The 21,533-nt window shown below is 52.2% G+C and carries 16 protein-coding genes and 1 tRNA gene; 11 read left to right on the top strand and 6 right to left on the bottom strand.

Annotated features, from left to right (window positions below; all coding sequences use genetic code 11):
- The first annotated feature begins 139 nt into the window (after nt 1-139).
- The 3 genes from AB1L42_RS20795 to AB1L42_RS20785 all read left to right on the top strand — a co-directional run bounded on the left by AB1L42_RS20795 (nt 140) and on the right by AB1L42_RS20785 (nt 3,058).
- Nucleotides 140-1,045: an STAS domain-containing protein gene (locus tag AB1L42_RS20795; RefSeq protein WP_367060889.1), complete on the top strand. Its 906-nt coding sequence runs from the start codon at nt 140-142 to the stop codon at nt 1,043-1,045.
- Nucleotides 1,046-1,268: 223 nt separating this feature from the next.
- Nucleotides 1,269-1,353 (top strand) — tRNA-Ser (locus AB1L42_RS20790).
- Nucleotides 1,354-1,846: 493 nt separating this feature from the next.
- A complete protein-coding gene (locus AB1L42_RS20785; RefSeq protein ID WP_367060886.1) occupies nt 1,847-3,058 on the top strand; it encodes a cytochrome c3 family protein in 1,212 nt (403 codons plus the stop codon).
- 64 nt (nt 3,059-3,122) lie between these two features.
- On the opposite strand, the gene AB1L42_RS20780 is transcribed toward AB1L42_RS20785, so the two are convergent.
- The 6 genes from AB1L42_RS20780 to AB1L42_RS20755 all read right to left on the bottom strand — a co-directional run bounded on the left by AB1L42_RS20780 (nt 3,123) and on the right by AB1L42_RS20755 (nt 11,745).
- Nucleotides 3,123-4,169 carry a tetratricopeptide repeat protein gene (locus AB1L42_RS20780; protein ID WP_367060883.1) on the bottom strand — a complete coding sequence of 349 codons (1,047 nt, stop codon included), beginning with the start codon at nt 4,167-4,169 and terminating at the stop codon, nt 3,123-3,125.
- Nucleotides 4,170-4,244: 75 nt separating this feature from the next.
- Nucleotides 4,245-6,002 (bottom strand): CRTAC1 family protein, encoded by a 1,758-nt coding sequence (locus AB1L42_RS20775; protein WP_367060880.1) that lies wholly within the window; start codon nt 6,000-6,002, stop codon nt 4,245-4,247.
- Between the two features lie 68 nt (nt 6,003-6,070).
- Nucleotides 6,071-6,487, bottom strand: a complete 417-nt coding sequence (locus AB1L42_RS20770; RefSeq protein WP_367060877.1) for a hypothetical protein — start codon at nt 6,485-6,487, stop codon at nt 6,071-6,073.
- Between the two features lie 209 nt (nt 6,488-6,696).
- Entirely contained in the window at nt 6,697-7,788 is a 1,092-nt protein-coding gene (locus AB1L42_RS20765) for a DUF1559 domain-containing protein (protein ID WP_367060874.1), read from the bottom strand.
- A 629-nt stretch (nt 7,789-8,417) separates the two neighbouring features.
- Entirely contained in the window at nt 8,418-9,500 is a 1,083-nt protein-coding gene (locus AB1L42_RS20760; protein WP_367060871.1) for a DUF1559 domain-containing protein, read from the bottom strand.
- A 493-nt stretch (nt 9,501-9,993) separates the two neighbouring features.
- Nucleotides 9,994-11,745, bottom strand: coding sequence for a hypothetical protein (locus AB1L42_RS20755; RefSeq protein WP_367060868.1), 1,752 nt, complete (start codon nt 11,743-11,745; stop codon nt 9,994-9,996).
- 549 nt (nt 11,746-12,294) lie between these two features.
- Between AB1L42_RS20755 and AB1L42_RS20750 the strand changes: the two genes are divergently transcribed.
- The 8 genes from AB1L42_RS20750 (at nt 12,295) to AB1L42_RS20715 (ending at nt 21,443) form a co-directional block, all read left to right on the top strand.
- Entirely contained in the window at nt 12,295-13,647 is a 1,353-nt protein-coding gene (locus AB1L42_RS20750; protein ID WP_367060865.1) for a YHS domain-containing protein, read from the top strand.
- 377 nt (nt 13,648-14,024) lie between these two features.
- Complete coding sequence (locus AB1L42_RS20745) at nt 14,025-14,414, top strand: hypothetical protein (protein WP_367060862.1); 390 nt, start codon at nt 14,025-14,027, stop codon at nt 14,412-14,414.
- A 4-nt stretch (nt 14,415-14,418) separates the two neighbouring features.
- Nucleotides 14,419-15,108 (top strand): sigma-70 family RNA polymerase sigma factor, encoded by a 690-nt coding sequence (locus AB1L42_RS20740; RefSeq protein ID WP_367060859.1) that lies wholly within the window; start codon nt 14,419-14,421, stop codon nt 15,106-15,108.
- A gap of 308 nt (nt 15,109-15,416) precedes the next feature.
- Nucleotides 15,417-16,517: a type VI secretion system protein TssA gene (tssA, locus tag AB1L42_RS20735; RefSeq protein ID WP_367060856.1), complete on the top strand. Its 1,101-nt coding sequence runs from the start codon at nt 15,417-15,419 to the stop codon at nt 16,515-16,517.
- A 327-nt stretch (nt 16,518-16,844) separates the two neighbouring features.
- Entirely contained in the window at nt 16,845-17,378 is a 534-nt protein-coding gene (tssB, locus tag AB1L42_RS20730; RefSeq protein ID WP_367060853.1) for a type VI secretion system contractile sheath small subunit, read from the top strand.
- Nucleotides 17,375-18,865: a type VI secretion system contractile sheath large subunit gene (gene tssC / locus AB1L42_RS20725; protein ID WP_367060850.1), complete on the top strand. Its 1,491-nt coding sequence runs from the start codon at nt 17,375-17,377 to the stop codon at nt 18,863-18,865. The genes tssB and tssC (AB1L42_RS20725) overlap by 4 nt, the downstream gene beginning before the upstream one ends.
- A gap of 186 nt (nt 18,866-19,051) precedes the next feature.
- Nucleotides 19,052-20,638, top strand: a complete 1,587-nt coding sequence (gene tssC / locus AB1L42_RS20720) for a type VI secretion system contractile sheath large subunit (protein ID WP_367060847.1) — start codon at nt 19,052-19,054, stop codon at nt 20,636-20,638.
- Nucleotides 20,639-20,642: 4 nt separating this feature from the next.
- The gene (locus AB1L42_RS20715) at nt 20,643-21,443 is read left to right on the top strand and encodes a type VI secretion system accessory protein TagJ (protein WP_367060844.1); all 801 of its coding nucleotides are present in this window, start codon (nt 20,643-20,645) and stop codon (nt 21,441-21,443) included.
- The last annotated feature ends 90 nt before the right edge of the window (nt 21,444-21,533 follow it).

Raw genomic sequence — 21,533 nt, 5'->3', positions numbered from 1 at the left:
TTGCGCTGAGCCACGCTGAAACTGTTCCGCAATGCAGAGAACTCCTGTCTTCTTCGAGAAGTCTCAGCGTCAGATCCTTCGACAAGAGATTGATTTAGATCGGAGAATTCGGTCAACAACGAAGCGGATCGGACTTGTGATGAAGACTGAAGTGACAATGGACGACGTGCGGGATCACAGCATTCTCAGCTGCTCCGCACGCGGAAATACGCTAATCGTGAAACCGACCGGCAGCATTGTCGGCTTCGAACCACGAACATTTCATAACGAGCTTCATCGAATCAAAACGCTGATGTCGTCCGGCGAGTTTCGCAATCTCATCTTTGATTTGAGCGGGGCGCGATATTTCGGCACAGAGCTGATCAGTGCCATTGTTTCGCTGGGGAAAATGGTCAACGAGTCTGGACAGGCACTCGTTGCCGAACCGTCTCCTGACATGAGACTCGTTCTCGAAAAGATGAAGGTCAATCTGATCGTGCCGATTGAAGACTCGACTCAGCAGGCGATCAGTCGAGTTGTCGAAGAGTCACCAAACGACTGGTTGAAACGCAATAAGTTCTTGGCAATCCCGATGGTCGTCGCTGTGGCAATTTTTGGAGTGTTTGCACTGACAGCGTCAACCAACCTGCTGAACGGCGTCGTCGGAACTCAGGCCTCGCGGCAGTATTACGTTTTAACTGAGCAAATCAGCGAGATCGAAAAGATTCGCAGCGAAGAAAACCCCAGCCGCGCTTGGACGAAATTTTCAGCAAGAGCTGACGGGAAACTCAAACCATTCCTCGACACATTGCGAGACCAACCGGCGCGATCGCCGTTGAACGAGTCGTTGTATCAATCAACACTCGCGGTTTGGCAACTGACCGTGCAAGACGTCGTCCCCTCTGAAACATCCCTTGAGTCAGCCAAATCAAAACTCGCTGAAACAGCACGTTTGATCTCAGCTGAGCAAGGGCTGACCGTGGCTGAAGTCCACTCTGACGACCAGAATGTCAATTCCCAGAAGAGCACGCTCCCAGCTGATCAACGTCCAGTCGCATCGGAATAAGGCCCTGGCAACGAAAAGCCTATCCAAGCCAGCCGTCTACGCCGCAACCCATCCTGTTTCCAGACTCGCCAATTCGCTTCTGGTTTACTGGCTCGGTGAGTCGTTTCCTCGCGGAAGAACAATTGGCTCAGCGTTTTGACCGTGGATCAAGTCGGCTTTCGCTCACTCAAATCTCTGGAAACTGATTGACGGGCTGTGTGAAACCCGATATCGTGCCCGCCTCGGAGAGGTGGCAGAGTGGCCGAATGCACCGGTCTTGAAAACCGGCGTGGGGAAACTCACCGGGGGTTCGAATCCCCCCCTCTCCGCTCTTCTGACTCTGCGAAGCCAAGCGACAGGATGTGCTATCCCCTGTTGCTTTCTGAGTTTGTGGCAAGACGATAGTACTTACACAGTCGTCTCCCGAAGCACAAACCCACTCTGGCCTCAACCCTCAATAGTTGGGAGCGTGGGTACTCTGAGCCCGTTAGTCGAGGGAGCTTTTCATTCTATTTCGATGTGACACGTACATCGTCTGGACAGACCTATTTGTTTGAGGTCCCGTCAATAGGGCCGACGTTGTAGGGCAGGCTTGGTTAAGTCAGCAGCAAGTAACATTCAATTGATCAATGCGATGCAGGTGGATTGGAATGACGCCTGAGTTCCAGTTCGCCATCTCATCGAATTGTAGATGAGTTCGAGAGGATGTGTTGCTGCAGAGGTATTGGACGAGAGTGACGACAACCAGTGGTGACTTCTCTCTCTTGGGGAGTACACTATGGCTTCGAATTTTGTCTGGTTATCAAATCTTCAAGACTGTCCATGAACTTGCACCTGCCGCAGAAACGTAATTCTCTCATCGGTCATTTTCGTTTGCCGGCGATGATTCTCCTCGGCGCAGCATGCGGTGCCTTTCTGGCATCTTGTGGTCAGAAATCTCCGGAACAGGTTCCGACTCTGGAATCGAGCAACTCGAAATCAGACGATGACACGATCGTCATTCTGGATTCGAAGGGATACGTCGGTCATGAAAAGTGCCGGGAGTGTCACGAGGGGATTCATGACGTTGAGACAAATTCTCCACATGCGAGAACGTTTGCGAGGACGTCAGATTCCGAGATTGCGGATCTGATGTGTGGCCGCTCGGTTGAGGAACGACAGCCGTACGGGACTTACGAGTACAGCTGTGATGAAGAAGGCTTATTGGTCGCGCTTCCAGCAATCTTTCCGCAGCGGGCGTTTCCTCTCGACTTCGCGGTCGGGTCGGGGGAACATGCGGTCACGTTTCTGACCTTGCTCAAAAATAAAGAAGGGGAAACGATCGGGATTGAACATCGGATGACTCGATACACCTCCGATGATGCGCTCGATGCGACCCCCGGTCAGGACGATCTGGACCCTGTCATTGATGTCAATTTGTGGGGCAGGACGATTCCCTCGGAAGATGTCCAGCGGTGCATTGCGTGTCACACAACGACTGCCACGCTTGAGGGGAGCCAACTCATTCAATTGACCAGTGGCATTTTTTGCGAAAGATGCCATGGGCCGGGGGAGGCTCACGTGCAGGCTGCTGAAAATGCGGACGAGGCTCTGACGCTCTCGAGTATTCGAAGCGGTTGGACGGCCGATGAGGAAATCAGAATGTGCGGTGAGTGCCATCGACTGCCGGATGACATTGCTCCTGAAAGGCTGGAAGCGTACCCGAACTCGCTGGTCCGCTTTCAACCGGTCGGGCTCTTACAGAGTGCTTGCTTCCTGGAGTCTGGACGAACTCTCTCATGCACGTCATGTCACGATCCGCATGCTCCGGTCTCGTCTCGCACAGAGGCTCAGCAAATCCAGACCTGTTTGAACTGTCATCAGGATCAGGAACAGACGATATGCCCGGTTTCGCCGAAGACCAACTGCATCGAGTGTCATATGCCAGCGATGGATTTGACACGCGGAATCAAGTTTCATGACCACTGGATTCGCGTGCGAGATCCTGACGAGTCGCTCGGGACGGGAGATGTTCCGCATCACGTCAATCCGTAGACGAGTCAACCGAAGAGTTGATTCTGCCCGATGTGTTGTGAAGCTTGCGTGTCCTTGTGGTGACTCATTCCTTTTCCGGAATGGCTTTCAGCAGGGCTTCTTGCAATCGTGCTGCTTCCTGCGGTCGTCCGCTCATCGCAGCCGCTTTCAGAAGTGGAGCGATAATTCTTCGGTCTTCGGGGTACCTTCGATACAACGGATTGAGAACCTCGTAAGCTTCCTCAGGTTTTCGCTCGAAGAGGAAAAGTTCGCCTTTGAGAAGATTTGCTTCGAGGTGATTGGGAGAACGCTGCAGGATTTGTTCGACTTCGTCTTTCGCTTCATCCAGCCGGTTCGACTGCCGCAGGACTTGGGCGAGGATCACTCGAACTTCGACATCGGATGGAGTCTCTTCAAGGCACCATCGAGCATGTTCTTCTGCTTCGTCGAGTTCTCCTGACATCTTCAATGCATATGCCAGGCTCGATCGGGTCATGTAGTTGTCCGGATCAAGCTCGAGCGCTTGTTGCAGCGGGGCGATCATTTCTGTTTGGCGATTCAGCCCGGCGAGGGTCTCCGCCAGCAAGTGATATGATTTCACTCGATCGGGATCGAGGCTGATGACTTTCCGGACTTCCGGAAGCGCAAGCTGAAACGCTCGGTCTCGGAAGTACAGTTCTGCGAGTGTGAGCTGCGATGCGAAATCCTGAGGGTCCTGTTCGAGGATCGTTTCGAGAGCTTTTTCCGCAGCGACAGAATGATACGCCTTGAAGCCTGCTTCAGCGATAAATCGCTGGGCGATGAGATATTCGTCTGCGTTCTCTGGGACTTGTGACCAGATTTCGATTGCTTCCAGTGGATCGGTTTCTCGGTAGCTTAAAGCCAGAAGCATGCGAGCTTCCTGGTCCTTCGGGTTCGAAGCGAGATGATGGGTGAGGATGGATCGAGCCCGGTCGACTTCCCCGGCAGCGAGTGCTGCCTGGCACTGTTGGATGGCTGTTTGCTGCTGCGAACTCCAGATTCCGAAGCCGATTGCGGCGAGAATCACCAAAAGCAGAATTCGGCCAGCCCACGGTGAACGGCGAGAATCAGGAGGAGATTGTTGGTCGGCGGGTTCGTGAGTATCCGGCATCAGAGTGTCTTCTTCAGTCGACAATTAAGAGAGAGCCAGCGTTGGCTCAGTCGACATCATTCTTGAGGAACGGCCTTATCGTGGAAAGGCGTTTTCTGAAGGAATTGGAGTCCCGGTCCCCTCCACCAGAACGTGAAGTTCGTCGGTGTTGAGGTTCTGCCACAACTCCGATTTCCCTGATGGCCAGTTGACGGTGACCTGATCGACGTTCACTGGCGAGGCATCTGCAGACTCTTCAGCATTCGAGTCTGGTAAGATTCCGAACACCATCTCGCGATGTCGACTCGAAAGGTAGCTTTCATTCAGGGAAAGAGTTCGTGTGAGCTTTTGCTTGGGGGTTTCTACGGTGACGATGGCTCCAACTGGCAAGCGTGAAGATCGTGTTCCAACGAGTAGAAGTCGGAGAGGGTGCCCAGCTTGTTCGCTGGTGTTCCGCAAGAGGAGTGCTGACTGATCGAGGTGATTGACGGCGACGTCCGGTCTCCCATCGCGGTCAAAGTCTGCGATCGCTGTTCCGCGGCCGAGTCCATATCTTTGAAGGGGTTCTCCGGCTGTTGCGGTCACGTCCTCAAACTGCCCATTCTTCCCTCGGAATACCTGTGATTGCTGCTGGTAAGGGACATCGCGTTTGAGAATGTTCAACTGGTCGTGGATGTGCCCATTAGTCACGAACAGATCCAGTTCTCCGTCGTTGTCAAAGTCGACGAAGCTCGTTCCGAAACCGAGATACGAATAACTCGCCCTGGCGAGACCGACCTCGGGGGTGACATCGAGGAAGAAGCCGAAACCTTCATTTCGATAGAAGGTATTCGTTTCGGCAAAGTAGTTTGTCACAAACAGATCGAGCAGTCCGTCGTTGTCTGCGTCATCACAGGTGACACCCATCCCAGCTTCACGTTCTCCGACTCGGTTTAATGCTGTTCCCGAGAGCAAACCTTGTTCGTTGAACTCTCCTCCGTTGTTGACCCAGAGCTGATTGGGAGTTGAATCGTTGGCAATATACAGGTCGAGATCTCCATCTCGATCGATATCTGCGGTGATGATCCCAAGCCCGGGTTGACTGGGAGCTGTCCGGAAACCGAGTTCTTGCGAGGATTCAACGAACGTGCCGTCTCCGCGGCCGACGTATGCGCAATCGGGTTCGGCGGTGTATGTCCAGGGAGGACAGGCGATGGGGAAGTCCATTCCTTCAGGAGACTGGTCCGTGCAAGTCTTGTAGTCGTCGACGGAGATTTGAACGTAGTTCACGACGAACAAATCTGGGACGCCGTCAGATTGGAAATCAGTCCAGGCACAACTTGCTCCATACTTGGAATTCTTGAGGTTGCACGCTTCGGACTGTTCGGTGAATGTTCCGTCACCGTTATTTGAATAGAGGCGGTCCCGTCCGACGTTACTGACGTAAACGTCCGGGAACCCGTCGTTGTTACAATCGCCGACAGAGATGCCCATCGCGTATCCAGGAGCGAAAATCGTGGCGGATTCCGTGACGTCCTGGAATTCGCCTGCAATGTTTCGGCACAAAACGTCACCGAGACCAGACTCTGGATCGAGTGTACCCGTCCAGCCACCTCCCTGACCGAAATAGAGGTCGACGAATCCGTCGAGGTCATAGTCGAGCGCTCCGACTCCCGATCCCATTGTCAGATGAATGTGGCGTTTGGGCGATTGCGGAGAAACATGGCGAAATGGGACGCGAAGTTTCTGGTCGAAGGTCAAAGGCGGATCAGGCTCATCAGCTGTGATCTGCCAGCCTGTAGCAACGAAAAAAACGAACCACACCGCAATTGCAGCGTGATTCGTTTTTTGAATGATCCAATGCAGGGAGTTCATGAACGGCCTGCTGTTATCTTCCAGATAGAAACATGAACAGCCTGAGTAAGCACTCGTCAAAGCTTGATCTACTCTTGAGCAGGTTTCCCAACTCGCAGTTCAGAAATTGCTTTCAGAAGATTGTCATACGCAGCTTTAATTGCTTCGTTATCACTTCCGCCTGCTTTCTCGATGAGTTCACGGGCGGCTGCAACAACAGCGTCTTTTTGTGGTTGTTTGCTGGCTGCGTCTTCTGGAAGCGGTGCAGATTCGAACTGATCGACTGCGCTCTTGAACGAGTCTTTCTTAACCGCAGCTTTCAAGCCAGCGACATTGCCGCCGCCATATGCGTATCCGACTTCCATCATGGCCGTCTGATCGAAATCTTCGAGGCCAGGATAGCTGAGGGAAGGAATCTCGGTGGACATTTCTTCGAGGGCAGGGTTGCTGCAACCAACCTGCAAGAGAGCGACGACTGAAAAGCAAATCCAAAGCCGTGAGAACATTTCTGAGTCTTTCTTTGACGATCAGACAAGATTATGAAAGTGAGAAAAGAAGCAAACGAGCGATTGAGATCGCTCGTTTGCAGAATTCACTTCGGCAGAACAGAGAACAAAGCTATCTGTTCGATCACGAGTTTCTGAGTGAACTAATATCGCTGAACAGCGATGTGCGATGTTCACGAAAGATCAAGTAAAACGCAAGAGAGTTTAGACTAGAAGGCGATAACGTTCGCTTCTTTTCCGGATCGAGAGAACATGTGCGCCCACGAAACTCCGTCGACGTTTTCTGAGACGAACCGCACCGCACCGTCACCGAAGAGTGCCTGAGCACCACCAGCGTGTGCACTGGAGAGTGGCAAGCCACCGCCGTTGCCAGCATCAACACGGTCAGTCCATGTCACTTGATCCGGTTTTGGATCGTTAATTCGCCAGATCTGACGCCATTGGTTTGGGTTAGCTCCATCGTTCGCTGGCAGGCTCGTGTCAACAACAACACCACCGTTGCACTGACACCAGGCTGTGCTTTCGAACCATTCACGGCATCGTTCTCGGTTGTGAGTGTTTCCGACAGTCCCGTTCGGTCCAGCTGGTGATGGCAGGCCACCGCTGGTTCGGACCAGAGTCTTTCCACGGAAAACTTCACCAACCAGAATGGTGTTGGAAGAACCGTCTTTCGCGTCTTCAACGCTGGCTCCAGTACGGGTCATCAATCCCAAGTCGCCGTCAACGTTTCGCTCTGCTCCATGGCTTGCATCAGATCGTGCACGGACAGCTGCTGGGTAGTTACTTCCGTGAACTGGTCGTCCAGCGCGACCTGACCAGTCGCCAACGCTTGTCTCAGTATCATCACTTGGGCAAATGTAAGCGGGAATCATCGTGGCGACGGCAACAGCGCCTGGAGTGTCATCAGGCACACCACCGTTGGCGCCGAAGCAACCGTTCAGACCTGAGTTGTCGATATCGATTGAGTTGTAGAGAGGAGCTTGATCGATATACGGCAGAATGGAAACACGCCAGCTCCATCCGCGGCTGCGGATCCAAGAGTTGCAGCCATTACCTGTCTCGTACAGGTTGGGGTTCCCGTAGGCCATGACGGTGTTCGGGAACTGATTATAAGCATCGTGGTAGTTGTGCAGCGCAAGACCAATTTGTTTCAAATTATTTCGGCACTGCGTCCGGCGTGCTGCTTCGCGAGCCTGTTGAACGGCTGGCAGAAGCAGAGCAATCAAGATGGCGATGATCGCGATGACGACCAACAGTTCGATCAGCGTAAACGCTTTTCTTTGACGTAGGTGTTTGCTCATGAAGTGAATTCTCCAAAAAAAGACAGAAAAACCGAACTGAAGACGGGATGTACGCAAATTCGCAGCATCAATACATTCACTTATCAACATGTATCGTACGCTATGAGTGCACTGTTGGCAAGCTAACCTCGTTAGAAGCCATACTTTGCGCCCGGAATAGCGAATCGCTTATGCATCGGTCGTATTCATCTACACGAGTGTGAAACACAGAAAGAAACGGATCGAAGTCGCGAAATTCATCCAGATAACGAGAAAAAACATCAAAAGTTCTCCGTGATCTTTACTCACTTTGAGTACAGCTCGAGTGGTCGAACTTGGAGCTGAAGTATTCGAAGTGACGGGCCCAGTGACATTCAAAACGGATACGGGACTCAAGGATCTGTCAGCAAGCTGTTGCCTGAGACCGCGCCATTGCTGAAGAGCGTGACAATCCTGTTGAGTGTGCGCCGGAAAGAGATCGAAGCCCGGAAAGAAAGAACTGATCGTTCAGTTCTGCAAAGACACCTTCAAGGAGACGCTGTGTTCAAGAGAGGGCGATGTATTCGATCGCATTCCTAAAAGAAGAAGAGCACGGCAGTAAGTACTGCCGTGCTCTTCGAGTAATTCATGAAACATCAGACGAACAGGAACTAGAAGGCGATAACGTTCGCTTCTTTTCCAGATCGTGAGAACATGTGTGCCCACGAAACTCCGTCGACGTTTTCTGAGACGAACCGAACTGCTCCGTCACCGAACAGTGCCTGAGCACCACCAGCGTGAGCACTGGAGAGTGGCAATCCGCCACCGTTTCCTGAGTTGTTACGGTCAGTCCAGGTCATCTGATCTGGCTTCGAATCGTTGATACGCCAGATCTGGCGCCATTGATTTGGGTTGGCTCCGTCGTTCGCTGGCAGGCTTGTGTCTTCAACAACACCACCGTTGCACTGACACCAGGCTGTACTCTCGAACCATTCACGGCATCGTTCACGGTTATGAGTGTTTCCGACTGTGCCGTTTGGTCCTGCAGCAGATGGGTATCCACCACTCGTACGAACCAAAGTTTTGCCGCGGAAGACTTCACCGACGACGATTGTGTTAGACGAACCGTCTTTTGCGTCTTCGACGCTGGCTCCGGCGCGGGTCATCAGGCCCAGGTCGCCATCTGTGTTTCGTTCCGCTCCGTGGCTTCGGTCTGAACGGGCACGGACAGCAGCTGGGTAGTTACTCCCGTGGACTGCTCGGCCTGAGTAAGTTCCGATGCTGGATTCGGTGTCGTCGCTTGGGCAAAGGTAAGCTGTGATGACAGTTGAGATGGCGACTGAACTTGGGGTGTCGTTTGGCACACCACCGTTGGCTCCAAAGCAGCCGTTCAAACCGGTGTTCTCGATATCGAGTGAGTTGAAGAGCGGAGCTTGATCGATGTAAGGAAGGATCGAAACTCGCCATCCCCAGCCACGGCTGCGGACCCAAGAGTTACAGCCATTGCCTGATTCGTACAGGTTTGGGTTCCCGTAAGCCATGACGGTGTTCGGGAACTGGTTGTAAGCGTCGTGGTAGTTGTGCAGTGCCAGTCCGATCTGCTTGAGATTGTTTCGGCACTGAGTCCGGCGTGCTGCTTCGCGAGCCTGCTGAACGGCTGGCAACAGCAGTGCAATCAGGATTGCGATGATCGCGATCACGACCAGCAACTCAATCAGGGTGAACGCTTTTCTCTGACGTAAGTGTTTAATCATGAAGCAAGGTCTCCAAAAAAAGTTAGAAAAAACCAAACAGAAAATGGGATGGACGCGTAATCGCGATGCGAAGTCGTCCGTGTTCGAAGGGTGTTTTCTCTGCTCAGAAATCGCAATTTGTAGGCTAACTTCCTTCGAAGTCACGCTTTGCGCCTGAAATCGCGGAGCGTTCGTGAATCGAACGTATTGATCAACACAGGTATGTGGCAGGGAAAGATAGGCGCCGGCAGCACAAAAATCATCCGGTTATTGGGAAAAAATTTCAAAACTTTGCAAAGATTCTTGTTCAGATTGACTACACAGCGAATGATTGGTTTTGTGCAGACTGTCGACTGAGGACGGTTTGAAACAGTTCACTGAGCAAGAATAATGTTTCGAAAGTCTTGGTCGGAACCGAGTGCAGATTCACTCCAGGTGAATGAATTCTTGCTTGAGAAGTGTGATGCGATCTGCTGAGTTTCGTGAATCTACTCGAGAGGTTCCGTTAGCGATTTCACCGAACGGCAAGTTCGCTGGCGCGAGCGTTGAATGCCTCCGCTGCCTGGCTGTCAGAGCGTGCTTCTGCGACCTGAGCTGCCAACTGATATGATTCGGCTTCCCAGGGTTTTCGCTTCAAGAGAACTTGTGCCATTTCATGAGCGTCTTCGAGATTGCCGAGGCGCAGGTGTTCTTTAACGAGGCTCGCGATCAGGGAGTTTGTCATGAAATCGGTGTTGAGTGACTCGAAACACTCACGGCGACTTGGTGAGAGTTGGTCGAGTTTGCTGAGAATTTCGTTGACGAGAAACTGAGTGTGTCGCTGGTGATCAACCGTGTTCTGAAACGGTCCTGATTCAAGAACGTGAATCGAAAAGGACAACGCGGCGAGTTCGTCTTCAGTCACCAATCCGACCTGATCGACGAGTTCTTCATCGGTGATGTCGTATTCCGATGGCCAGGCAAGTTCTCGCACGTTTTGAACCGCTGGAGCGAGGATTCGAGCGAGGGCAACATGACCCTTCTGGTTGTAGTGAACGTGTTCCAGAAACAAATCAAAGCCAGGAACTGAGAATTCTGTGTGGTCATTGAGGCCGTCGACAACGTCGATGAACTGAACCGACGGATGAGAAGCAGCCACTTCTTGTATTGCCAGTGTAAACTGACTCGGGGCACGGAAGCGGCAACCGTCGTAGTCGCGAGCGAGTTCGAATTCCTTCAATGCAGAATTCAGATCGTCGAGACGTTCGAGACATTGTGCGAGTCGATAGTGTGAGAGCGCCTGTTCCGGGATGATTTCGATGGCAGCGTTGAGTTTTTCCTGTGCCAGTTCGTAATCATCATCGAGCATGGCGATCTCCGCGTCTCGCATCGCCATCGCCCAGTCATTCTGTTCCATCTCCGTCGTGTCGTGAGGCAGAAAAGCGTTGAGCGGACCTTGATCGCGTAAGTTGCAGGCGACAGTGGTGAGGATGACTGGAACTCCGGCGTTCGAAGCGGTCGTGATCGCTGCGTCGAGATTTGACACCAGATTTCCAGTCGCTTGGGCGACCATCTCGCTTTCCAGAGGAATCTGAAACGTGGCAGGTAAGACCGACAAGAGATCGTCTTGGGCCTGCTGCTTTGAGGTGAACGTCAACAACTGGCTGAGCCGTGTTCGCCGCCAACTATAAAATGAGGGGGCGAACGAGGGCGGAATTTGCTGAGCCGTCGAAGCTGGTCCGCCTGGTCCGTAAAACTCGTTGTGGCCCGTGTGCAGGATGATCAAGTCCGGGTTGAGTTGCAGTGATTGCTGCACAAGGTCAGCGACGGCGAAGCTGTTGATCGAGGTGATTCCCAAATTGAGGACCTCAACCGGACGATCGGGAGAGACATCGTTTAAGAGGACTTCGAGGTACTTCGGAAATGCAACTTCCGGAGCATACGGGAAACCAATCACTGTCGATCCACCGATGACGACGACGCGATCGATCTCCTGTAGAGGAGGAATGTCGATGCGGCGAGGCTGAGGGCCCATGACGTCACCAATCCCGACGTAAACGCGATCTGCTCGCGGGTTGATCTGCCACGGCAGGTCTCGATCGAGATCTGTCAATTGAATGACCAGTGAGAGATCCGTCCCATATCCGATGCTTCTCAAGACGACTTCTGACAGTCCGATCAATAGAAACGGAAAGGCGATCACAATGACTCGGAAGATCCACTTTCGACTTCGCGAGCGCGGAGTCCGTTTTGTGGTCGCTGCTGGTTCGGTTTCTTGATTGGTCATCAGGATCGTGGATTTCGAGTTGAAAGACTCTTTTTGGGCCAGTCTGCAAGCACGCGAACGATTGAAGGCCCATGGAGTGGTGATCGGTTCGTTCGCATCATAAGAGTGTGACGGTTCGCTTCACAAACGTCTCTCTGGGTTGGAGTCCCGTTCCTTGTTCTCTCGTTCTGAGGCGGAACTGACATCGTCGAGACGACCATCACGGGTCATTCAAGAGTGTGGACTCGACTTTGTAGTGCCTGATTGAGTGCGTCGTTTTTGGTGGGGCGAACTGAATCTTGCCTCGATCTTGTGAGAAGATAACGGGTTCGAGCGACAAGCACAGGTCGCGGTTGACAGTGAATTTGAGCGCGCGAAGCTGCCGGTTCGGCGGAAGTTGCCGGTGGATTCCTTCCGTAGAGTTTACCTATTCAGACCAACGCGCAGTTTCGCGGTTGTTTCCTGTCGAACCACTTGCATCGACCAAAGCGGTCTTGTCGGAGAAGACAACTCATTCCGAATGAAGACAATGAATCGATTTCTCAACTCTTCTCACGGAGGTCTTAACCAATGTCCGCCACAATCACACGGCGAACACCGAGTCGGGCAGCCATGGTCTTCCTGTGCCTGATGTGTCTGACGACCGGTTTCGTTTCAATTTCCGAAGCACAAGACAAAGGTGCGCCTCCCTGGGGTGAATTCCTGCGTCGCTTCGAGAAGGATCGTCTCCTGAAAGAGCCATTTCATATGGCTGAGGAAACCACTCCGAAAGGCTTGGCTTCCAAAATTCGCGCTCGTGAACTCGACGTTCCCAACCGAATCAAAGCGATTGAATATCTCGCCTCGCTCGATTGCAGCCAATTTCCAGAAGCCAAGGAAATGCTGATCGTCGCGATGCAGGAAGATCAGTTCGAACGCGTTCGATTTGCTGCGGCAAAGGGTTTGCGCGACATGCTGGACCGCAACGGATGCAACTCCGGACGAGGTCGCAACAACTGCCAAAGCTGTGAGCAGAGTCAGGGAGTGTGGGCCAGCTGCGTTGGCTTCTACACGACTGCCGTCGATTCTGTGAAACACAAGATGAAACGACGTGAACGACAAGCAGAACGCGCTGAAGATTGCCGCTGCAAGAACTGCTGCGATGAAGACACTCTGAACGCACTTGCCAAAACAGCTTACGAAATGGACGAAAAAGGCTGCCCAGTTGAACCGTCCACACGTGTTCGCGAAATGGCTGTTGAAGCGATCAGCGTTTGCGGCATCGAATGCCACTACCGACCATACTACGTTTCGACAGAAGTCAGCCCGATGCCAGCTGTCGAACCCGAAGAGCCAATGGTTGACCCAGAAGCTGTTCGACCACTCGATCCAGAAGATGTCCCAGCTCCAGAACTCAAAGAAGTTCCAGTGATCGACGCTGAAGAAGTGCCAGCGATCGACCGGACTCCGATGGATGCTGACATGGAAGAAGTTCCAGAAGTTCCGCAGGAAGCTCAGTTGCCACCTCTGCCAGAACTGACAGAAACTCCAGCTCCAAAGGTTGAAGAAACTGCTCAGCCAGTTGCTCCGTCACCAATCAGCCATCTGGAAAAGATCTGCATCGTTTCCTGGAGAGAAGGCGTTCGAGTCACTCCCGATCCAGCACAGGAAGCTGTCTATAAAGGTCGGATCTATCACTTCGCCAGCGAAGAATGTCTGAGCAAGTTTCAGGCAGATCCAGAGAAGTACGCTGTCGCCTTTGGTGGATGTGATCCAGTTCACTTTGTGAAAACTCACGAAGTGAAAGTCGGACGCTACCTCGTCGATTGCGGTGGTCGCTTCTACATGTTCTCAAGCATTGAAAACCTCGAAGAGTTCAATGCTCAACCTGAGAGCTATTCACTGAAGCAGGATCGAGTGGTCCAGGTTTCAGGAAACGAGTGAGCTTTCTGACACGGATTGACGTGTCTGCCATCTTCACAAATGACCTTGCGGCGAATGTTGTCGCAAGGTCATTTGTTTTTTGAGAACTTGAGCTTCTCTGTCGATGCGATTGAAAGAGGCGAGTTTTTTAGATGCTGGGCAGCACCGTTTCGATTGTGAAGTAATCTTGAACTTGATTGGATGTGCGAGTTGAAGATGGTGGTTTAAGCACAATCTTGAGACAATATATCTGAGAGTACTTCATTGAGAGCCTTTGCGAATCTGCATCAGCAAACGCCGTATTCATCGAAAGAAACGAGTTGGGGCGAGTGCAGTCAATGGATCAACTTGATCTAATTTGCGAAGTGGATGGCAGCGGTCACTAGTTGGGGGGCACGATGAGTGGAGTCAATTCAAGCTCAGGCGACCAGCACTCAAACTCACCTCGAGAAACGAATCGAGATGGGTCTGAAGATTTCGTCCAGCGGCTTCCCAAGCTGAATCTTCTGTCGCAGATATTGAGTTCTGCAGACGCTCAAAACGTCGACTCTCAGGAAACCGATCAACTTCGCCAGGAGCTTCAGGAGTTGAGGAATCGGTTGGGAACAAATCGATCGTTCGATACCGAAGTAGCTGCTGAGATGATTGAAGTGGTGACCTCGAAGATCGAAGGTCTTGAAGCTCCGCTATCGAAGAAGCTTGTGGACTGGGTCGCTGAGACTCTCTGCGAAGACCCCGTTTCACGTCGTCGGCTGGAAAAAATTTGGTCGGATTTGACGGGGCAATAGTGCAATGACGACTCAAGGTGAGAAGGGTGTTCCGTCTCCACGTGACCTCGTCAACAGCTGTCAGGGGTTGGTGCGGTCGATTGCGTGGAAGTTGCATCAACGGCTCCCCAAGCATGTCGATCTCGATGACCTAATCGGGTTCGGGCAGATCGGGCTCGCGGAAGCTGCGCGAGACTTCGACGCGCGACGCGGGGTCAGCTTTTCGACTTATGCTTACTACCGCATTCGCGGAGCGATTCTGGACGGTCTCGGAAAGATGTCATGGTTCAGCAAGGCCGACTTTAATCGCGGACGATACGAGCAAAGTGCCAATGATGTGCTCGCGACGAGTTCTTCTGGCGGAGCGAATAACGAAGACCTCTCGTGGTTTGCTTCAACGACCAATGCGTTGGCGACGGTGTTCCTTGTCTCCCAACTCGGAAGTGAAGACAGGCCGGGAGGAGAGGCCGTCGACAATTCTTATGAAGAGAAAGAGCGGCAGGTTGAGCAGCTTGATCTTCTGGAGAAACTAAGGGATTTGATCAAGGAGTTGCCGGAGCAGCAGCGTGAAATTGTGGAGGGAGTCTACTACGACGGGATGACCATCAAAGCAGCTGGCGAGCGAGTCGGAATCAGCAAAGCCTGGGCGAGTCGAGTCCACAAACAAGCACTCGAAACGTTAATGATGCGGCTCACGAATTCGCAAATCGTGTAAAATATTTGAAACTCTGTGTTTCGGGCGTTAGACTCCCGAAAGAGTAGGGAAAGAGTTTAATTGCATTTTCTTCTCAGAACTTCTCAACTTCCACGAGCAAATTCTTCGACCAAAATTTGCGAATGGCCAGAATTCTCAAAGAAGATGATGCAGCGTTGAGTCGAATTGATACGACTTTAACCAAACGTGGTGCGTCCAGTGCTCGACGCTTCACAGGAACCATTTGCAAAGATCGTGCGGATTCACCAACTTCTCCGCAGAGACTGGTGAATGCATTTGGCAATTGAGAAGACATTAGAAAGGGGCCGATGGGAACCGACGTTGATCTCCCCTTGTTGCTTGAACCGATCAGTGAAGATCAGCCGGGCGGCATCGATTTACGCGACGATGACGATCCCAACAATATTTTTCGTCGTGTGAAAGATGCGCGAAATTCCGCTCGTCAGGAAGAAACACAAAGCGATCAGGACGGTGAATCTTCGGCGAGTTCGATTCCGTTCTGGCGTGAAGTTTGGGACGAAGGGCAAGAGTACCTTCGCACCCAAGCGAAAGATCTCGAAATCGCTGCCTATATGATTGAGGCGGCCATCCGTCTTGATGGCTTTGCAGGATTCGCCAAGTCAATCGAATTAACGTCCGAACTGGTCACCCGTTTCTGGGGTGAACTTCTACCCACTCCGGATGAAGACGGTATCGAAACTACTCTGCTCCCCATTGCCAGACTGAACGGGGACGTGATTTCGTATCCTCTCATGAGAGTGCCGCTGACGAGCGATGGCTCGTTCGGTCATCTTGTGATGTGGCAATACATTCAGGCTCAGCAGATCGAACAGCTCGACCCCGCTGAACGGGAAATCCGAATCTCTCGCGGGGCAGTAACGCTAGAGCAGTTTCGTCAGGCTGTTGCAGAAACGCCGACGGAATTCTTCACCGAGACGAAAGCGAATCTCGCGCTGTGTCAGACTGAGCTGTCGCGACTGAATGATGTGTTCAGTGAACATGCCGGCGATGAGTTTGCGCCGAATCTCTCCAAGTTCGAAGCAGCGATTCGCGAGGCTGATGACGTTCTCATGCAGTTGGCAGGAGATCGCCTTGCGTATGAAGACGACGCAGAAGAATCGGATGAGCAAGCTGCCAGCGAAGGAACCGGCGAAGCAGGAGCAACTGCCCCGCCCGCGAAACGCGATGGTATTCAAAGTCGGAACGATGCTTTTGATCAGCTCGAGAAAGTGGCTCGCTGGATCGAACAACATGAGCCGCAAAGTTTGCTTCCGTCGGAGATTCGCAAAGTGATCCGACGCGGAAAAATGACTCCGCAGGAGTTGTACGAAGATTTGATCAGCGACTCTGATGTTCGGCGATCTTTGTATCGCGATGTCGGAATCGTTGTTCCGGACGAAGAGTATTAAAAGGAGTTTTGCAGACTGGACGAAGAGTTCGTTGAGGCCATTTCAATCCCCATTTTTCGCTGCCGATGAGTTCGATCTGACTCACACCTGAGTTTTTGATGAACCGGTTCTGTGATTGACGTAGTATGAATGATTGCCCTGACGAATGACCTGTCTTCAAAGTTGCACATCGTTTTCGAGTGTGCGTTCAACTTGACAACAGCAATCGTTTTGCCGCACAGTTGAAGGGTCGCTGAGCGGTTTTGACCGTTTGACTCTTCCAAATCTTGTCTTTTACAAACTGGTGAGTTTTCACACTCAGTCACCGAAGAACGGGGGAATGCGTCGATGCCAGAATCTATCCAGCACAAGCTTGATCGTGTGCGGAAACCGCGGGTCCACATCACTTACGATGTCGAAATTGGTGACGCAATCGTCAAGAAAGAGCTTCCGTTCGTCATGGGTGTGATGGGCGATTTCTCAGGAAATCCAACCAACCCGCCGAAGAGCCTCAGCCAGCGCAAGTTTGTCTCAATCGATCGAGACAACTTCAACGACATCATGTCGAACATCTCTCCTGAGCTGAACATGCGTGTCAAAAACACCATGGTCGAAGGGGAAGAAGATTCAGAGATGGCCGTCCAGTTGAAGTTCAATTCGATGGACGACTTCGATCCAGCCAAGATCGTCGAGCAGATTCCCGCTTTGAAGGCACTCCTCGACTCACGTGATAAGCTCCGAGATCTGTTGACCACGATGGACCAGTCAGAAGATCTCGAGCAGGCGCTCGAAAAGATTCTGAGTGACACTGAGCAGTTAAAGAAAATTGCCGAGGAAATCGGAACTGATTCATCTGACAGCGACAAAGGGGGTGAGGAATGAGCGCCGAACAACAACAGGATCAAGCAGCGGCCGAGTCAACTTCGGAGGTCAGCCTGCTTGACCAGATGCTGACATCGATGCCTTCATCAGTGCAAAAAGATGAAGGACAAGACTTGATTCGGAATCTCGTGAAGATTGCGACTCAAGGGCAGAACCTCGTCGGTAAAAGTGCGATTGCGAAGATTCGCAAAGCAATTGAGCAGCTCGACGCCACCATGTCGAAACAGCTTGCTGAGGTGATGCACAACCCGCAATTCCAAAAGCTTGAAGGTTCGTGGCGAGGTCTTCATCACCTGGTGATGAACTCGGAAACGAGCAAGATGTTGAAGCTGCGAATGCTCAACCTCACCAAGCGAGAACTCTTCAAAGATCTCGACAAAGCAGTCGAATTCGACCAGAGCCAACTCTTCAAAAAGCTCTACGAAGAAGAATTCGGCATGCCCGGTGGAGAGCCTTACGGCGCTTTGATCGGGGACTACGAGTTCACCAATCATCCCGATGACATTGATCTCCTCGAGAAAATCTCGGGAACGGCTGCGGCAGCCCACTGTCCATTCGTTTCAGCAGCAGCTCCAGAGCTGTTCGGTTTCGAATCGTGGACAGAGCTCTCGAAGCCTCGCGATCTCGAAAAGATCTTCATGCAGAAACGATACACGAAGTGGAATTCCTTCCGAGATTCGGATGATTCCCGTTTCGTGAGTCTCGTTATGCCTCGCGTTCTGGCTCGCCTGCCTTACGGTGCCAGCACTAAGCCGATCGATGAGTTCGGTTACGAAGAAGTCGAACTCGACGAGAGTGGCGAAGCAGTCGCTACGAAGAACGAAGACTACTGCTGGATGAACGCCGCGTATGTCATGGGAACAAACATGACACGAGCGTTCGCTCAAACTCAGTGGTGTACTGCCATTCGAGGTGTTGAGAACGGCGGAAAAGTCGAAGGTCTTCCGGTTCACAACTTCATGAGTGACGACGGAGACGTCGATTCACAGTGTCCGACTGAAATCGGAATTACTGACCGTCGTGAAGCAGAGCTGAGCAAAGAAGGTTTTCTTTCGCTCTGTCACTTCAAGAACACCGACTACTCGGTCTTCTTTGGAGCACAGACATGTCAGCGTCCGAAGAAGTACAACACTCCGGAAGCGACAGCCAACGCAGCGATTTCCGCTCGCTTGCCATACATCATGGCGTCTTCGCGAATCGCTCACTACCTGAAGTGTATTGCTCGGGACAAAATTGGCTCGTTCATGGAACGCAAGGACATGGAAGACTTCCTGCGAAAATGGATCGCCGACTACGTGCTCGATGATGAAAACGCATCTGGCGAAATGAAAGCCAAATATCCATTGGCAGAAGCCCAGATCGTCGTCGAAGAAGTTCCAGGTTCTCCTGGATCTTACAATGCCGTGGCCCATTTGCGTCCGTGGCTGCAACTCGAAGAATTGACGACCTCGTTGAGAATGGTCGCCAAACTTCCTCAGAAAGCTTAGGAAGTGAAGACGACAGGTCCTGCCGTCACGCGATGGCGGGACCTCTTTTTTTGCGCCTCTTGAAGCTCGGTCGAAATCGGGTCTTCATCAGGAAACAAAGTCCTTCGATTTCGTTGAGTTCGAAGCAAGAGTGGGTCGAAGTCTCGCTGGAGTTGGTGAAGCGCTGAAGATGGGGAGGGATTGAACATGGGCGGTGAACTGGTGAGTTCAACAACGTCCCTGAATCAGACTGTTGACGCAACATCCAAAGAACCAACCCTGTTGGAGTCCATTCTTTCGACCGTTGATCAAAAGTTCGTCGCGCCTCACCGAAGTGGGAAGATTCCACAACACGAGAGTATTGATGGTGACTGGGAATCGTGGATTCACAAGTGGGCCCTCTCTCTAAAAAAGTCCAGCCAGTCAATTGATCAAATTCGATATCGTCTTTCGGATGCGATCGGGGAACTCGACTCGATCATCGCAGCACAAGTCAATGCTGTGCTGCATCACCCGCAGTTTCAGGATCTGGAGTCGAATTGGCGAGGACTCAAGATCCTTTGCGATCGGTCTGATGAACTGCAGCGAGACGCTGGTGGCAACGAATCGACCGGTGGCGTCGAGATTCGCATTCTCTCCGTGACAAAGCGTGAAGTGCGGAAAGACTTCGACAATGCTGTCGAGTTTGACCAGAGTCAGATGTTCAAGAAGATCTACGAGGAAGAATTCGGAATGTCCGGAGGAACTCCTTACGGACTTTTGCTTGCGAACTTCGAGTTCACCAATCATCCCAACGACATCGATTTACTCAATGAACTCTCCGGAGTGGGGGCAGCTGCATTCTGTCCGGTGATCACTTCTGCGACTCCAGAAATGCTGGGTGTCAGCGACTTCGGCAAGCTCGATCAACCTCTTCAGATCGACAAGATCTTTCAGCAGGTCAAGTTTCGCAAGTGGCTCACACTCCGCAAAAACCCAGACACACAGTTCCTCGGGGTCACTCTTCCAAGACTGCTGATGCGGTTGCCACACGATGATGATGGGGCATCGCCTCAGGGCTTTCGTTTTCAGGAAGATCTCACCGCACCCAATCGAGAAAACTACCTGTGGGGGCCAGCTTCGTGGGGATTCGCTTGCGTTGTTCTGCGAGCTTACCTGCAGAGTGGCTGGTTCGCAGACATTCGGGGGATGCAGCGCGGAGTCGATGGTGGAGGAGTGGTGACGGAATTCCCGACGCACTCTTTCGGAACGGACAATTCGAGCGCTGCCCAAAAGACGTCGGTCGAAGTGGCGTTGAGTGATCGATTGGAACAGGACCTGACGCAACACGGTTTCATTCCGCTTTCAGCCTGCCACGGCACTCCGTTCTCGGCTTTCTACTCGAATCAATCGGTTCACGAACCACAGACTTACACTGACGACGTCGCGACGATGAACGCACGCGTGTCGGCGATGCTTCAGTATGTTTTGTGTTGTTCGCGTATCTCTCATTTTCTGCGGATCGAAGCTCGAAACAAAATCGGAACCTTGCAAAGTGCCCAGGCGGTCGAGGATCATCTCGGACGCTGGATTACTGATTACGTCACTCCCGATGAGAAAGCTTCGCCAGAAATGAAGGCGAAGTATCCACTCCTCAAAGCAGAGATTCAGGTCGACGAAGTACCCGGAAAGCCGGGAACTTATAAAGTGCTCATCCACCTGTTGCCGCACTATCAACTGGACGCACTCACATCAACAATGACATTGACGGCGCGGGAGGTCAGTGCTCCCGGAAGTCAAGGAAAGAAGGACTAGTGGCATGACGACACCGATCGAACTCTTTCAGCAGGGAAAGCTCTCCGAAGCTGTGGCACAGGCCGCTGACGATGTCCGTTCAACGCCGGGAGATGTGACGAAGAGAAGCCTTTACTGTGAGCTTCTCTGTTTCACTCGCGACTGGGAACGCGCGGACAAGCAACTGGAAGCGATCACGAAGATTGACAAAGACGCCATGATCGGGGCGGCGATGATTCGTCATCTGATTCGGTGTGAGGTTGCGAGAGAAGAAGTTTTCGAGCAAGGCCGCGTGCCTGAGTTCATCAAGCAACCGAATGACTCAACACAGAAACGACTCGAAGCACTCACCTGCTTGCGTGAAGGAGATGTTGCCGCAGCTGTCGAGAAGATTCAGCAAGCCAGTGAAGCAGAACCGGAACTAACCGGCAAATGCAATCGCGAGCCATTTCAAGGGATTCGAGATCTCGACGACCTGATGGGGCCGATTTTGGAAGTCTTCACAGCGACTGGTGAGTATTACTGGGTCAACCTTGAGGAAATTGACGATCTGGAATTTGACGCTCCAACCAATCTCGTCGATCAACTGTGGCGAAAGGCACGCATTAAAACCGTCGGAGAACTTTCAGGACGTGTCTGCGTGCCAGCAATTTACTTCGATTCTGCTTCCAATGAAGATGGAAGAGTTCACGTTGGAAGAGCAACGGATTGGGTGCAGAAAGTGCCGAACGGACCTGTCTGCGGACAAGGCCAACGAGAAATCCTCGTCGGGGAAGATGTGAAGTCCATTCTGGAAATCACGGAAATCGTCATCGAACGAGAGTAAGTGAATCGTAGGCTCCGAGCTGGGATCAAACGTGCGACCTGCGTGCTGGCAGATATTCGAGATTGAAGAAGTGTTGATGGCGACGAATTT

Source organism: Thalassoglobus sp. JC818, assembly GCF_040717535.1.
GTDB lineage: Bacteria > Planctomycetota > Planctomycetia > Planctomycetales > Planctomycetaceae > Thalassoglobus.
The sequence above is the reverse complement of the archived record's forward strand: the minus strand, read 5'-3'. Positions and strand labels throughout refer to the sequence as shown.